At 60.9% G+C, this 13173-nt stretch carries 12 protein-coding genes; all 12 read right to left on the minus strand.

All coding sequences use genetic code 11. The features are described from left to right. Positions 1–9: 9 nt before the first annotated feature. The 12 genes from dtd to hutC all read right to left on the minus strand — a co-directional run bounded on the left by dtd (position 10) and on the right by hutC (position 13048). A complete protein-coding gene (dtd, locus tag ACJJU9_RS23375; RefSeq protein WP_407729643.1) occupies positions 10–447 on the minus strand; it encodes a D-aminoacyl-tRNA deacylase in 438 nt (145 codons plus the stop codon). Further along, positions 444–1415 carry a prolyl aminopeptidase gene (gene pip / locus ACJJU9_RS23380; protein WP_048386416.1) on the minus strand — a complete coding sequence of 324 codons (972 nt, stop codon included), beginning with the start codon at positions 1413–1415 and terminating at the stop codon, positions 444–446. Before pip ends, dtd begins: the two co-directional genes overlap by 4 nt. Before the next feature lie 333 nt (positions 1416–1748). Continuing rightward, positions 1749–2549: an N-formylglutamate deformylase gene (hutG, locus tag ACJJU9_RS23385; RefSeq protein WP_407729644.1), complete on the minus strand. Its 801-nt coding sequence runs from the start codon at positions 2547–2549 to the stop codon at positions 1749–1751. An 11-nt stretch (positions 2550–2560) separates the two neighbouring features. Beyond that, on the minus strand, positions 2561–3760 hold the full coding sequence (hutI, locus tag ACJJU9_RS23390) for an imidazolonepropionase (RefSeq protein WP_407729645.1): 1200 nt from the start codon (positions 3758–3760) through the stop codon (positions 2561–2563). A gap of 20 nt (positions 3761–3780) precedes the next feature. After that, positions 3781–5325 (minus strand): histidine ammonia-lyase, encoded by a 1545-nt coding sequence (gene hutH, locus ACJJU9_RS23395; RefSeq protein ID WP_153328118.1) that lies wholly within the window; start codon positions 5323–5325, stop codon positions 3781–3783. Between the two features lie 17 nt (positions 5326–5342). Next, positions 5343–6173 carry a glycine betaine/L-proline ABC transporter ATP-binding protein gene (locus ACJJU9_RS23400; protein WP_053225176.1) on the minus strand — a complete coding sequence of 277 codons (831 nt, stop codon included), beginning with the start codon at positions 6171–6173 and terminating at the stop codon, positions 5343–5345. Then, the gene (locus ACJJU9_RS23405; RefSeq protein ID WP_123751050.1) at positions 6170–7021 is read right to left on the minus strand and encodes a proline/glycine betaine ABC transporter permease; all 852 of its coding nucleotides are present in this window, start codon (positions 7019–7021) and stop codon (positions 6170–6172) included. Before ACJJU9_RS23405 ends, ACJJU9_RS23400 begins: the two co-directional genes overlap by 4 nt. Positions 7022–7074: 53 nt before the next feature. Beyond that, entirely contained in the window at positions 7075–8043 is a 969-nt protein-coding gene (locus tag ACJJU9_RS23410) for an ABC transporter substrate-binding protein (protein ID WP_153328113.1), read from the minus strand. A 45-nt stretch (positions 8044–8088) separates the two neighbouring features. Continuing rightward, positions 8089–9621, minus strand: a complete 1533-nt coding sequence (gene hutH / locus ACJJU9_RS23415) for a histidine ammonia-lyase (protein WP_323368847.1) — start codon at positions 9619–9621, stop codon at positions 8089–8091. Positions 9622–9752: 131 nt separating this feature from the next. Next, the gene (gene hutU, locus ACJJU9_RS23420; RefSeq protein WP_407729646.1) at positions 9753–11450 is read right to left on the minus strand and encodes a urocanate hydratase; all 1698 of its coding nucleotides are present in this window, start codon (positions 11448–11450) and stop codon (positions 9753–9755) included. A 315-nt stretch (positions 11451–11765) separates the two neighbouring features. Next, positions 11766–12341, minus strand: a complete 576-nt coding sequence (locus tag ACJJU9_RS23425; RefSeq protein WP_407729647.1) for a HutD family protein — start codon at positions 12339–12341, stop codon at positions 11766–11768. Further along, the gene (hutC, locus tag ACJJU9_RS23430; RefSeq protein ID WP_407731028.1) at positions 12338–13048 is read right to left on the minus strand and encodes a histidine utilization repressor; all 711 of its coding nucleotides are present in this window, start codon (positions 13046–13048) and stop codon (positions 12338–12340) included. Before hutC ends, ACJJU9_RS23425 begins: the two co-directional genes overlap by 4 nt. Positions 13049–13173: the final 125 nt, after the last annotated feature.

Below are 13173 nucleotides of genomic sequence, written 5' to 3' on the forward strand. Positions count from 1 at the left end.
TTCAAGGTTTTAGATCTGTAACAGAAATGTCACAGGGCCATCATTGACCAAATGCACCTGCATATCGGCGCCAAAACGGCCTGATTCGACCATCGGATGCAGGCGTTTGGCTTCGGCCAGGACGTGCTCAAACATCGCCTCGGCCATTGCGGGTGGGGCCGCGGTGGAGAAGCTGGGGCGCAAGCCGCTTTTGGTGTCGGCGGCCAGGGTAAATTGCGACACCAGCAGCAAACCGCCGTCGATATCCTTCAGCGACAGGTTCATTTTGCCCTCGGCATCGCTGAACACCCGGTAATTGAGCAGCTTGTGCAGCATTTTGGCCGCATGGGCCTGGGTGTCGTCAGGTTCGACGGCCAACAGCACCAGCAAACCCTGATCAATCGAACCGACAATCTCCCCGCCCACCTCTACCCGCGCGCCTTTTACGCGTTGCAGCAGACCCTTCATGCTTCGTCCGGCTGCAAGTTGAGCAGGCTGCGAGCCATTTGCTCGGCAGCCCGCACCAAGGCATCGGTAATACCGGGCTCAGACGCTGCGTGGCCGGCTTCGCGGATCACTTGCAGCTCGCTGCCCGGCCAGTTCTGGTGAAGCTCCCAGGCGTTGTCCAGCGGGCAAATCACGTCGTAGCGGCCATGCACAATCACGCCCGGCAGATGGGCGATTTTGTGCATGTCGCGGATCAGTTGATCCGGCTCAAGGAACGCGCTGTTGGTGAAGTAATGGCATTCGATGCGGGCAATCGACAGCGCCCGGTGCGGGTCGCAGAAGCGCTCAACCACTTGCGGGTTGGGGCGCAGCGTCGCGGTGCGGCCCTCCCAGGTCGACCAGGCCTTGGCTGCGTGCATTTGCGCGATCTGGTCATTGCCTGTCAGGCGCTTGTGGAAAGCACCGAGCAAGTCGTCGCGCTCCTCCGGCGGGATCGGCGCGATGTAGTCCTGCCAGTAATCCGGGAACAGACGGCTGGCACCGGCCTGGTAGAACCATTCAATTTCTTGCGGGCGGGCCAAAAAGATACCGCGCAGGATCAGCCCATGGACCCGATCCGGATGGCTTTGCGCGTAGGCCAGCGACAGGGTCGAGCCCCAGGAGCCGCCAAACAGCACCCATTTGTCGATGCCCAGAAACAGACGAATCCGTTCCATGTCCGCGACCAGATCCCACGTGGTGTTGTTGTCCAGGCTGGCATGTGGAGTCGAGCGGCCGCAGCCGCGCTGATCGAAGGTAATGATGCGGTACACGCCCGGATCGAAATAACAGCGGCTGTTGGCGTCACACCCCGACCCCGGCCCGCCGTGCACAAAGACCACCGGCAGGCCGTCGGGCGTACCGCTTTCGTCGACATACAAGACATGCGGCCCATCAACAGCAAGATCGTGCCGGGCGTAGGGTTTGATCTGCGGGAACAAGGTCTGCATTACACACTCCGCGGGAGGGTTGAGGTCATCCCTGGTGGGGACATCAAAAAAAAGTGCCGTTTGGCATCATAAACCCGATTGGCGGAATGAGCATGGGGTTATAAAAATCCTGTAGGAGCGAGCTTGTCTCGCGATCTTTTGAATCGTTAAAAGATCGCGAGGCGAGCTCCTACAGTTGTATCGCGTACAACCTGTAGTCGCTGACGAGGCACGAAGGCTGCGAACAAACACCCCCCGTAGCAGTTGACGAGCCTTGCGAGGCTACGTCCGGGCGCGCAGCGGCCGTAAAAAGAGCCAAGATCAAAAGATCGCGAGGCGAGCTCGCTCCTACAGTCAGACGTAGCGCTCCTGGCCCCACTCGATCATCCGTGTCAGCAATTGCTTGAGCACTACCTGCGTCGGCGCCGCCAGGTCTTCGCGGTAGTTGAAGGGTTCGAACTCTTCCATGTAGGTGCTTTGGGCCAATTCCAGTTGCACGGCATGGATGTTGTCCGCCGGGCTGCCGTAATGCCGGGTGATGTGGCCACCCTTGAAGCGCCCGTTGAGCACATGACGATAAGCCGGGTGTTCGGCGCAGATCGCTTCAAGATCACCCGCAAGTTGCGGCGCACAGCTGGCGCCATTGAACGTCCCCAGGTTGAAATCCGGCAAGCGCCCCTCAAACAAATGCGGGATATGCGAGCGGATGGAGTGCGCGTCAAACAGCAACGCATAGCCAAACTGCTCTTTGAGGCGCTTGAGCTCTTGCTGCAAGGTCTGGTGATACGGCTGCCAGATACGCTCCAGGTAAGTCGCGCGCTCTTGCCTGGATGGCGCTTGCCCTTCGCGAAACAGCGGCACGCCATCAAACAGCGTGGCCGGGAACAACCCGGTGGTCGCGCCCACGTACATCGGCGCGTCATCTTCGGGGCGGTTGAGGTCGATCACAAACCGCGAATACTCGGCCGCCAAGGTGCTGGCCCCCAGTTCTGCGGCAAATTCGTACAACTTGGGGATGTGCCAGTCCGTGTCCGGCAGGCTTTGCGCTTCGGGGATCAAGCCCGCCTGCACCGCCGGGGTCAGTTTTATGCCCGCGTGGGGCATGCTGATCAGCAACGGCACGCGGCCTTGTTTGAATGTCAGAACCTTATCCACAGCCTGTTCTCCTAAAGCTCGACGCCGTTGCGCACGACGCGTTTGTCCAGCTCCCCGCCCAACCAGTACGCAAGGTCTGCCGGGCGATCAATGTTCCAGGCGACGAAGTCGGCCACTTTGCCGGGCTCCAGCGAGCCGTGGCTGTCGCCCAGGCCCAAGGCCGTGGCGGCATGCTGAGTCACGCCTGCCAGCGCCTCTTCGGGGGTCATGCGAAACAGGGTGCAGGCCATGTTCAGCATCAAGCGCAACGACAAACCCGGCGACGTACCGGGGTTGAGGTCGCTAGCAATGGCGATTTTCACCCCGTGTTTGCGCAGGGCCTCCATGGGTGGCAACTGGGTTTCGCGCAAAAAGTAGAACGCCCCCGGCAACAGCACGGCGACAGTCCCGGATTGAGCCATGGCAACAGCGTCTTCTTCGGTCATGAACTCCAGATGGTCCGCCGACAACGCCTGATACCGCGCCGCCAGGCTTGAGCCATGCAGCGACGACAGTTGCTCGGCATGCAGTTTGACCGGCAAGCCCAGTTGCTGCGCCACCTTGAACACCCGCTCGACTTGCTCTGGCGAGAACGCCAGGTACTCGCAGAACGCATCCACCGCGTCCACCAGCCCTTCGGCGGCCAGTGCCGGGAGCATGTGCGTGCAGATGTGCTCGATGTAATCGTCTGCCCGATCTTTGTACTCGGGCGGCAAGGCGTGCGCCGCCAAACAGGTGCTGCGCACCGTCACTGGCAGCTCTTGGCCCAAACGGCGAATCACCCGCAAAATTTTGCGCTCGCTCTCCAGGCTCAGGCCATAACCGGACTTGATCTCGACCGTGGTCACGCCGTCGCGCAGCAAATTCAGCAAACGCTGACGCGCGCTGGCGAACAATTCGTCTTCGCTGGCGGCACGGGTCGCACGCACGGTGCTGGCAATGCCGCCGCCGGCAGCGGCGATTTCGGCATAGCTCACACCTTGCAGACGCTGCTCAAACTCGCCACTGCGGTTGCCGCCAAACACCGTGTGGGTGTGGCAGTCGATGAGCCCCGGCGTGACCCACGCGCCGTCCAGGCCGATGGTGTGGCCGTATTCACCGGCGGGGACCTGCTGGCGCGGGCCGATCCACTCAATGAAGCCCTCGCGGGTCACGATGGCAGCGTCTTCAATGATCGAATACGTGCCATTGGCCATGGTCGCGGCATTGCAGTGTTGCCAAAGCGTTTTCATTGCATCACTCCCTTGATGACTCACGCCAGGTATGCGGCCAGTGGCTGCAACGCGTGCGGGTCTTTGAGGATCGCCGCGCTCTTGGCAATCTCAGGGGCCAGCCAGCGGTCTTGATCGTAAGGCGCAACGTGTTCACGCAGTAACCGCCAGGCCACTTGGGTACCGGCACCGAAGTGCTTGGGCTGATGGAACTCAAACGCTTGCGCAGCCAGCAAGTACTCGATGGCCAGCACCTGGGTAGCGTTCTCCAGCACTTGCAACAGCTTGAGCGCGGCATTGGTGCCCAGGCTCAAGTGGTCTTCCTGCAGGGCCGAGGTCACGTAGTTGTCGAGCACGGCGGGTTGCGCCAACTGGCGGTTTTGCGCGCACAGCGAGGCGGCGACGTACTGGGTGATCATCATTCCCGAGTTGACGCCCGGCTGGCTGACCAAAAACGCCGGCAAGTCGCTGACATGCGGGTTGATCAGACGGTCGAGCCGGCGCTCGGCAATCGAGCCGATTTCGGCCATGGCGATGGCCAGCCCGTCGGCGGCCAGCGCAACGGACTGCCCGTGCGGGTTGGCCTGGCTGACCACCCGGTAGGCATCGGGCGTGCCCAGCACCATCGGGTTGTCATTGACCGAGTTGAGCTCGGTCTCGATCTGCACCACCGAGTGATTGAACTGGTCCCGTGCGGCGCCATGCACCTGCGGGATGGAGCGCAAGCTCAGGGCGTCCTGGGTGCGCACGCCTTTGCTGCTGGCGATGACCTCGCTGTCGGCCAGCAAGCGGCGCAAGTGGCGGCCAACCTGCTGCATGCCCGCGTGGGGCTTGAGTGCGAGGATCTCAGGGTCGAAGGCGTCGATCTGGCCGCGCAGCGCTTCAAAACTCATGGCGCCGGTCACATCAGCCCACTGCAACACCTGCGCGGCATCGGCCAGCGCCAGGCAGCTCAGGCCGGTCATGCACGGCGTGCCATTGACCAGGCACAGGCCGTCTTTGGCGCCCAGTTGCACCGGGCTCAAGCCTTCGGCGGCCAACGCTTGCTGCGCGGGGACGATCTGCCCACGGTAGCTCACATCGCCCACGCCCAGCAGGCCGACGCCGATGTGCGCCATGTGGGTCAAATAGCCGACCGAACCCTGGGACGGCACCTGCGGGGTGATCTGGTGGTTGAGCAGCGCCAGCAGCGCTTCGACCACCTGACGGTGCAGGCCGGATTTGCCCTGGCTGTATTGAATGACCGCCGCGCAAATGATCGCGCGGGTCTGTTCATTGCTCAGCGCCGGGCCGACGCCGCAGGCATGGCTGAGCAAGGTGTTGCGCGACAGGGCGCTGAGTTGCTCGTGCTGCAACGAAACGTTGCTCAAACCGCCCAGGCCGGTGTTGATGCCGTAAGCACGTTCGCCGCTCTGGACAATGCGCTGCACGATGGCCTGCGCGTTGTCGATGCGCGCCCAGGCCTGCGCCGACAGCTCCAGCCGCGCGCCATGCCGGGCAACCGCGACCACGTCTTGCCAGCGCAGGCGGGCATTGTCGATGATCACGGCAGCGATCACGGGTGCTTCATTCTGTACGTTACTCATCGCTCACCTTTCTAACGCTAAACGGCCACGGCACGGCGTTGAACAAAACGGTCCACATAATCATCGGCCGGGGAATGAAGAATGTCCTTGGGCGTGCCCACCTGAATCAGCCGCCCGTCCTTGAGAATCGCAATCCGGTTGCCGATACGCACCGCTTCATCGAGGTCATGGGTGATGAACACGATGGTTTTGTGCAGGGTCTTTTGCAGCTCCAGCAGTTGGTCCTGCATTTCGGCGCGGATCAACGGGTCGAGGGCACTGAACGCCTCGTCCATCAAGATGATGTCGGTGTCGGCGGCCAAGGCCCGGGCCAGCCCCACACGCTGGCGCATGCCGCCCGACAGTTGGTGCGGGTATTTACTTTCGTAGCCCTTGAGGCCCACGGTGTTGATCCAGTGCAAGGCGCGCTCGGCGCACAGGGCTTTACTTTCGCCGCGCACTTTGAGGCCGTAGGCCACGTTGTCGAGCACGCTCTTGTGCGGCAACAAACCGAAGCTCTGGAACACCATGCTGATTTTGTGGCGGCGAAATTGGCGCAAGGCTTCCATATCGTATTGCAGGATGTCTTGGCCATCCACCAGGATTGCCCCGCTGGTGGGGTCGATCAGGCGGTTGAAGTGGCGCACCAAGGTCGATTTGCCCGAGCCCGAGAGGCCCATGATGACGAAAATCTCGCCGGTGCCGATGCTCAGCGACAGGTCATTGACCCCCACCACGCAGCCGGTCTGGGCCAGTACCTGGTCTTTGGTTTTGTGCTGCTGGATCAAGGCCAGCGCTTCTTTGGAGCGGCTGCCAAAAATCTTGAACACGTTTTTGACTTCAATTTTCGAAGGCGTGGTCATGTTCATTTGCTCATCTCATGCCGTGGGCGGCCATACGCCTGGGTAATGCGGTCGATCACCACCGCCAGAATCACGATTGCCAGCCCGGCCTCCAGCCCTTTGCCGACGTTGAGCGTTTGAATGCCCACCAGCACGTCCTCGCCCAGGCCACGGGCGCCAATCATCGACGCGATCACCACCATCGACAACGCCATCATCGTGGTCTGGTTGATACCGGCCATGATGCTCGGCATGGCCAGCGGCAGTTGCACGCCGAACAGTTGCTGCCAGCGGTTGGCGCCAAAGGCGTTGATGGCTTCCATGACTTCACCGTCGACCTGGCGAATGCCCAGGTCGGTCAGGCGAATCAGCGGCGGCGCGGCGTAGATCACGGTGGCGAAAATCGCCGGCACCTTGCCCAGACCAAACAGCATCAGCACCGGGATCAAATACACGAAGCTCGGCATGGTCTGCATGATGTCGAGCACCGGCATCAGCACTGCGCGCAAGCGATTGCTGCGCGCCGCCAGAATGCCCAGCGGGATGCCGATGAGCACCGAAATCAACGTGGCCACCAGCATCAATGCCAGGGTTTGCATCAGCTTGTCCCACAAGCCCACGGCACCCACCAAAAACAGCAAGCCGACAATCACCGCCGTGGTGGTTGCCTTGCGCGTTGCGTGCCAGGTAATGCCCGCAACGATGGCCAGCACCAGCCACCACGGCGCCATGCGCAGCACGGTTTCGAGGTTGACGATGGCCCACAGCAAGGTGTCGGAAATATGCCGGAACACATCGCCATAGTTGGCCACCAGCGCGTCAACCCAGCCGTTGACCCAGTCCGCTACAGAGAATGTAAAACGTTCGGGAAACATAAAAACTCTCGATCAAATGAAAGGGACGTTATCCACAGCTACAGCGTCCGCTCTCATAGCGCCGCTTCGATTTTTTTGGCAGCGTCTTCATCGACCCAGGCATGCCAGACTTCCGGGTGTTCCTTGAGGAACAGCTTGGCCAGTTTTGCCGAGTCGATGCGTTCTTTGCTCATGCGGGCCAGGTTCTGGTTGAGCAGATCAATCGGCAGGTTGACCTTTTCCAGCACCGCGATCAGTTCAGGCGCTTGCTCGCTGAAGGTTTTGGAAACGCCCACCTTGATGTCTACGTGCTTGTCGACACCGGGTTTCTCGTCCAGCTTGACCAGGTCAACGCTGCCCAACAGCGGGGTTGGTGACCAGTAGTAAAACAGGATCGGCTCGCCACGGCGGTAGCTCGACAGCACGGCCGCATCGAGGGCCGGGCCGGTGCCCGGGCGGAAGTTGGTGTAGCTGTTTTCCAGGCCGTAATCCTTGAGCATGGCGCTGTTGTCCAGCTCACAGGTCCAGCCCGCCGGGCAGTTGTAGAAGCGGCCCTTGGCCGGTTCTTCCTGGTCTTTGAACACCGAGGCGTACTGCGCCAAATCGGCGATCGACTTCAAGTTCGGCGCGCTGGCTTTGATCTTGCGGCTCTCATCGCCTTCGATCACATAACGCGGCACGTACCAGCCTTCAACGGCGCCCACCACCGGAGCGCCGACGCCCACCACTTTGCCGGCCTTCTCGGCCTTGACCCAGACGTTGCTGCGGCCCACCCACTCTTCGGCAAACACTTGAATGTCGTTGCTGCTCAGGGCGTTTTCCATGGCGATGGAGTTGCCCGGCAAGCTGTCGGTTTTACAGCCGTAGCCTTTTTCCAGCACGAACTGCATCAGGTCGGTGAAGAGCATGCCGCTCTCCCAGTTGAGCCCGGCAAATTTCACCGGTTTACCGGATTCACACCAGGTGGCCGCCTGGGCGGTGCCTGCAGCAACCAACACGCTGAGGGAAAGTAATGGAGTCAGCAGAGTCTTGTAGATTTTCATTGTGTGACACTCCTAATCATTAATGGCCAATGGGCTAATCGACGCCTACAAGCTGGGCAGGGTCTGGCGCACGATCAGTTCATTGAGGCACCGCGACGCCAGTAATTGCTGGGCGGCGTCGATGTCGGGCGCGAAGAAGCGGTCTTTTTCATAAAACGCCACTTTGCTGCGCAGGGTGGTGCGGGCGATTTCGAGTTTGGGGGAGGTTTTGAGGCCAGTGCGCAGGTCCAGGCCCTGGCAGGCGGCCAGCCATTCCACGGCGAGCACGCCGCGAACGTTTTCGGCCATGTCCCACAAGCGCTTGCCGGCCGCCGGGGCCATTGATACGTGGTCTTCCTGGTTGGCCGAGGTGGGAATGCTGTCGACGCTGTGCGGATGCGCCAGCGCCTTGTTTTCGCTGGCCAATGCGGCCGCGGTCACTTGAGCAATCATGAAGCCCGAATTGACGCCGCCGTTGGCCACCAGAAACGGTGGCAACTGCGACATGTGTTTGTCCATCATCAACGAGATGCGCCGCTCGCTCAGGGCACCGATTTCAGCAATGGCCAAGGCCATGTTGTCGGCGGCCATGGCGACCGGCTCGGCGTGGAAGTTGCCGCCAGAGATCACATCGCCCTGTTCGGCAAACACCAGCGGGTTATCCGACACGGCGTTGGCTTCAATGCCCAGCACCTCGGCCGCCTGACGCAACTGAGTCAGGCAGGCGCCCATTACTTGTGGCTGGCAACGCAGGGAATACGGGTCTTGAACCTTGTCGCAATTTTTGTGTGATTCGGACACTTCGCTGCTCGTCCCCAGCAGGTCGCGGTACAGCGCGGCGGCATCGATTTGCCCCCGCTGGCCGCGCGCGGCATGGATGCGCGCATCAAAAGGTGAGCGCGAGCCCAGCACCGCTTCAACCGTGAGGCTGCCGCAGGCAATGGCGGCGGCAAACAGGTCCTCGCCTTCAAACAGCCCGCGCAGGGCAAAGGCGGTCGACACCTGCGTACCATTGAGCAAGGCCAGGCCTTCTTTGGCCGCCAGCGTCAGCGGCGTAAGACCCGCCTGTTTCAGCGCGGCGCCAGCCTCCAGCCATTCACCGTTGTAACGCGCCTTGCCCTCCCCCAATAGCACCAGCGACATGTGCGCCAACGGCGCCAAATCGCCAGAAGCGCCGACCGAGCCCTTGAGCGGAATATGCGGGTACACCTGGGCATTGATCAGCGCGATCAGGGCATCGATCACCACCCGGCGGATCCCCGAAAAGCCACGGCTCAGGCTGTTGACCTTGAGCACCATGATCAGGCGCACCAGGTCATCGCTGAGCGGCTCACCGACACCCGCAGCATGGGACAGCACCAGGGAACGCTGGAGGTTTTCCAGGTCTTCGCTGGCAATTTTTGTCGACGCCAGCAAACCAAAACCGGTGTTGATGCCGTAAATGGTGCGGTGCTCGGCAAGGATCTGCTCCACACACGCCACGCTGGCATCAATCTGCGCACTAGCGCTGTCGTCCAGGCTGAGGCTTACCGGCTGCTGATAAATGTCACGCAGTTGGGCAAGGCTCAGTTGGCCGGGGATCAGGTTTAAACGGTTCACATTGATGCTCCTTGGAAAAGGGGCCGGGCCGTTAATCGCTCCACCTCGCAGAAGCTGGCTGCGATCTTTTGATCGGTTAAAAGATCGCAGCCTTCGTTCCTCGGCAGCTCCTACAGGTTTTACCTCTGGGCTTAGCCGTTGACCATCGGCAGATTCAGGCCCTGTTCGTTGGCGCAGTCGATGGCGATCTGGTAACCCGCATCCGCATGGCGCATCACACCGGTCGCCGGATCGTTGTGCAGCACACGGGCAATGCGCTCAGCCGCTTCGTCGGTACCGTCACACACAATCACCATGCCCGAATGCTGCGAGAAGCCCATGCCAACGCCGCCACCGTGGTGCAGCGATACCCAGGTCGCGCCGCTCGCGGTGTTGAGCAAGGCGTTGAGCAGCGGCCAGTCAGAGACGGCATCCGAACCGTCTTGCATCGATTCGGTTTCACGGTTCGGGCTGGACACCGAACCTGAGTCCAGGTGGTCGCGGCCAATCACGATCGGCGCTTTCAGCTCACCGCTGCGCACCATTTCGTTGAACGCCAGGCCCAACTTGGCGCGCTGGCCCAGGCCAACCCAGCAAATACGCGCTGGCAAACCCTGGAAGCTGATGCGCTCGCGGGCCATGTCCAGCCAGTTGTGCAGGTGGTCGTCGTCAGGGATCAGTTCTTTGACCTTGGCGTCGGTTTTGTAGATGTCTTGTGCATCGCCCGACAGTGCAACCCAACGGAACGGGCCAATGCCACGGCAGAACAGTGGGCGGATGTACGCCGGAACAAAGCCCGGGAAGTCGAACGCAGCTTCAACTCCCACTTCTTTGGCCATCTGGCGGATGTTGTTGCCGTAGTCGAAGGTCGGAATGCCAGCTTTCTGGAACGCCAGCATGGCTTCTACGTGTTCGCCCATCGAGGCTTTGGCGGCTTTGACCACGCCCGCCGGATCGGTCACGGCGCGGTCGCGGTACTGCTCCCAGGTCCAGCCTTTTGGCAGGTAGCCATTGAGCGGGTCGTGGGCGCTGGTCTGGTCGGTGACCATGTCCGGGCGAATGCCACGGCGCACCATTTCTGGCAGCAGTTCAGCGGCGTTACCGCACAGTGCGATGGAAATCGCCTTGCCTTCGGCGGTGTATTTGGCGATGCGGGCCAGGGCGTCATCCAGGTCGGCGGCTTGCTCGTCGACGTAGCGCGTGGCCAGGCGGAAGTCGATACGGCTTTGTTGGCATTCGATGTTCAGTGAGCATGCGCCCGCCAGGGTCGCGGCCAGCGGTTGTGCGCCGCCCATGCCGCCTAAACCTGCGGTGAGTACCCATTTGCCGACCAGGCTGCCGTTGTAATGCTGGCGACCGGCCTCAACAAAGGTTTCGTAAGTGCCCTGAACGATGCCCTGGCTGCCGATGTAGATCCAGCTGCCGGCGGTCATCTGGCCGTACATGGCCAGGCCTTTGGCGTCGAGTTCGTTGAAGTGTTCCCACGTAGCCCAATGCGGCACCAGGTTGGAGTTGGCGATCAGTACCCGTGGTGCGTTGCTGTGGGTTTTGAACACGCCGACCGGCTTGCCCGATTGCACCAGCAGGGTTTCGTCGTCGTTGAGGTTGGTCAGGCTTTCGACGATTTTGTCGTAGCACTCCCAGTTACGCGCCGCACGACCAATACCGCCATACACCACCAGCTCAGTCGGGTTTTCTGCCACCTGTGGATCAAGGTTGTTCATCAGCATCCGCAGGGGTGCTTCAGTCATCCAGCTTTTAGCCGTGAGCTGAGTGCCACGGGCGGCGCGGATCTCACCTTCGCGGTGACGGTTGGACGCGACAGGCGATTTAGGGGTAGTTGAAGTCACGGGTAACTCCTCAGTGCTGGGCAGGTGAACACTTATGTACTTGTACATACAAGCATATGCAAGTAAGCGGCCAACGTGACTTTGCTGTCAATTAAAACATCGCGACATGGGTGTAAAGGCCCGAAAACAAAGGCGTTGAGGCACGCACAAGGTTTGCATAAACATGCAGGAGGGAGAGTAAGGAGATGTTACTTGAAGGGCGTTTTGCGTCTTTTTGGGGCGTTAGGTAACAAGATGGGGCGTTGATTTGCGTGTAGGAGCGAGCTTGCCTCGCGATCTTTTGGTCATTTAAAAGATCGCGAGACGAGCTCGCTCCTACAGATTGGCGCTCAACTCAATCACGCAGCTACGGCCGGTGATGGCGATCTCAAGCAGCTCGCGATTGCCGTTCAGTTGCAGGCAATCGTAGCGGCCCAGTTGTTCGTGCCGCGTGTTACCCACGCGTACGTCAACGTGCTCATCGGCAGCAAACACCAGCACGGTCTGCGCCGGGGTGAACAGGCGGCCACCGGCTTGCAGCCATTGCAAGCGGACGCTGTAACGCTGCGGGGCGTAGATCAGGTTGAAGTCGCGGATCGGCCCGTCGATCAAGCGGCAACTGACCTCGCAGTCACCCTTGAAAGCAAAGGCATCGAACGGTAACAACGCCCGGCTCTGCTCGCCGTCCACCTGCAGGTGCATACCCGCGCCTTGCAGCACGGTGATGACTCGCTGGTAGCCGTCGAAACGCGAAAAACCGCCCGACTCGCCAATGTCGGCAATCGACAAGCGCCAGCCGAAGCCATCAAGACCTTCACCGGCATCGCGGGTGATTTCTTCTGTGCTGCCGCCGCCGTTTTTCCACGGCATGCGCGGGTAATCGGCGGCGCGTAAAACGGTGAGTTCGCTCATTTGCTGAAACGTCCTTCCAGGCGATGACGGGAACCGGGGTGAATCAGACGAGCGGCAGTCACTGGCTGGCGGCCCGACCACGTGCGGCGGCGGATCAGCAGGCACGGCTCGCTGGCTTCAATTTGCAGCAGCTTGCACTCTTTGGGGTCAGCCAAAATCGCTTCGACCACGTGCTCACCTTCGGTCAGCGGTGCGACCTGCGACAGATAGGCGTAAGGCGTTTGCCGAGTGAAGTCTTGCTTGAGGTAGTCAGGGGCGACGAGCGCGTTGACGAAACGGTCCTCAATTTGCACCGGAATACCGTTTTCGTGGTGCACGATCAACGAATGAAACACTTTCTGCCCTTCACGCATGTCGAGGACGGCGGCGCGTTCGGAACCGGCCAGTTCTTCGGCCAGGCTGATCACTTTGCAGGTGTGCTTATGGCCACGGGCGGCGATTTCGTCGGCAATGTTGTTGACCTCAAACAACGCGGATTGCGTTTTTGGCTCGGCCACGAAGGTGCCAACACCCTGCATGCGCACCAGCAGGCCGTCTGCGGTCATTTCGCGCAGCGCCCGATTAATGGTCATGCGGCTGAAACCCAGTTGGCTGACCAGCTCGCTTTCAGACGGCACGCGGTAATGCGGCGGCCAGTTACCGCTCTCGATTTGCTGAGTGATCATCTGTTTTACGCGAGCGTAAAGCGGGGCTGGACTGTCGCCCATGTGGGCGGCCAGCGGGGGCACGACAGGCGGAGTCGACACAGGCAATCCTTGTTCATGAGTTAAGGGGCGTAGCTTGCCGGAGTTTACCGGGCAGGCAAACGTCTGTATATGTATATACAAATTTC

The organism is Pseudomonas helleri, assembly GCF_045830615.1.
GTDB lineage: Bacteria > Pseudomonadota > Gammaproteobacteria > Pseudomonadales > Pseudomonadaceae > Aquipseudomonas > Aquipseudomonas helleri.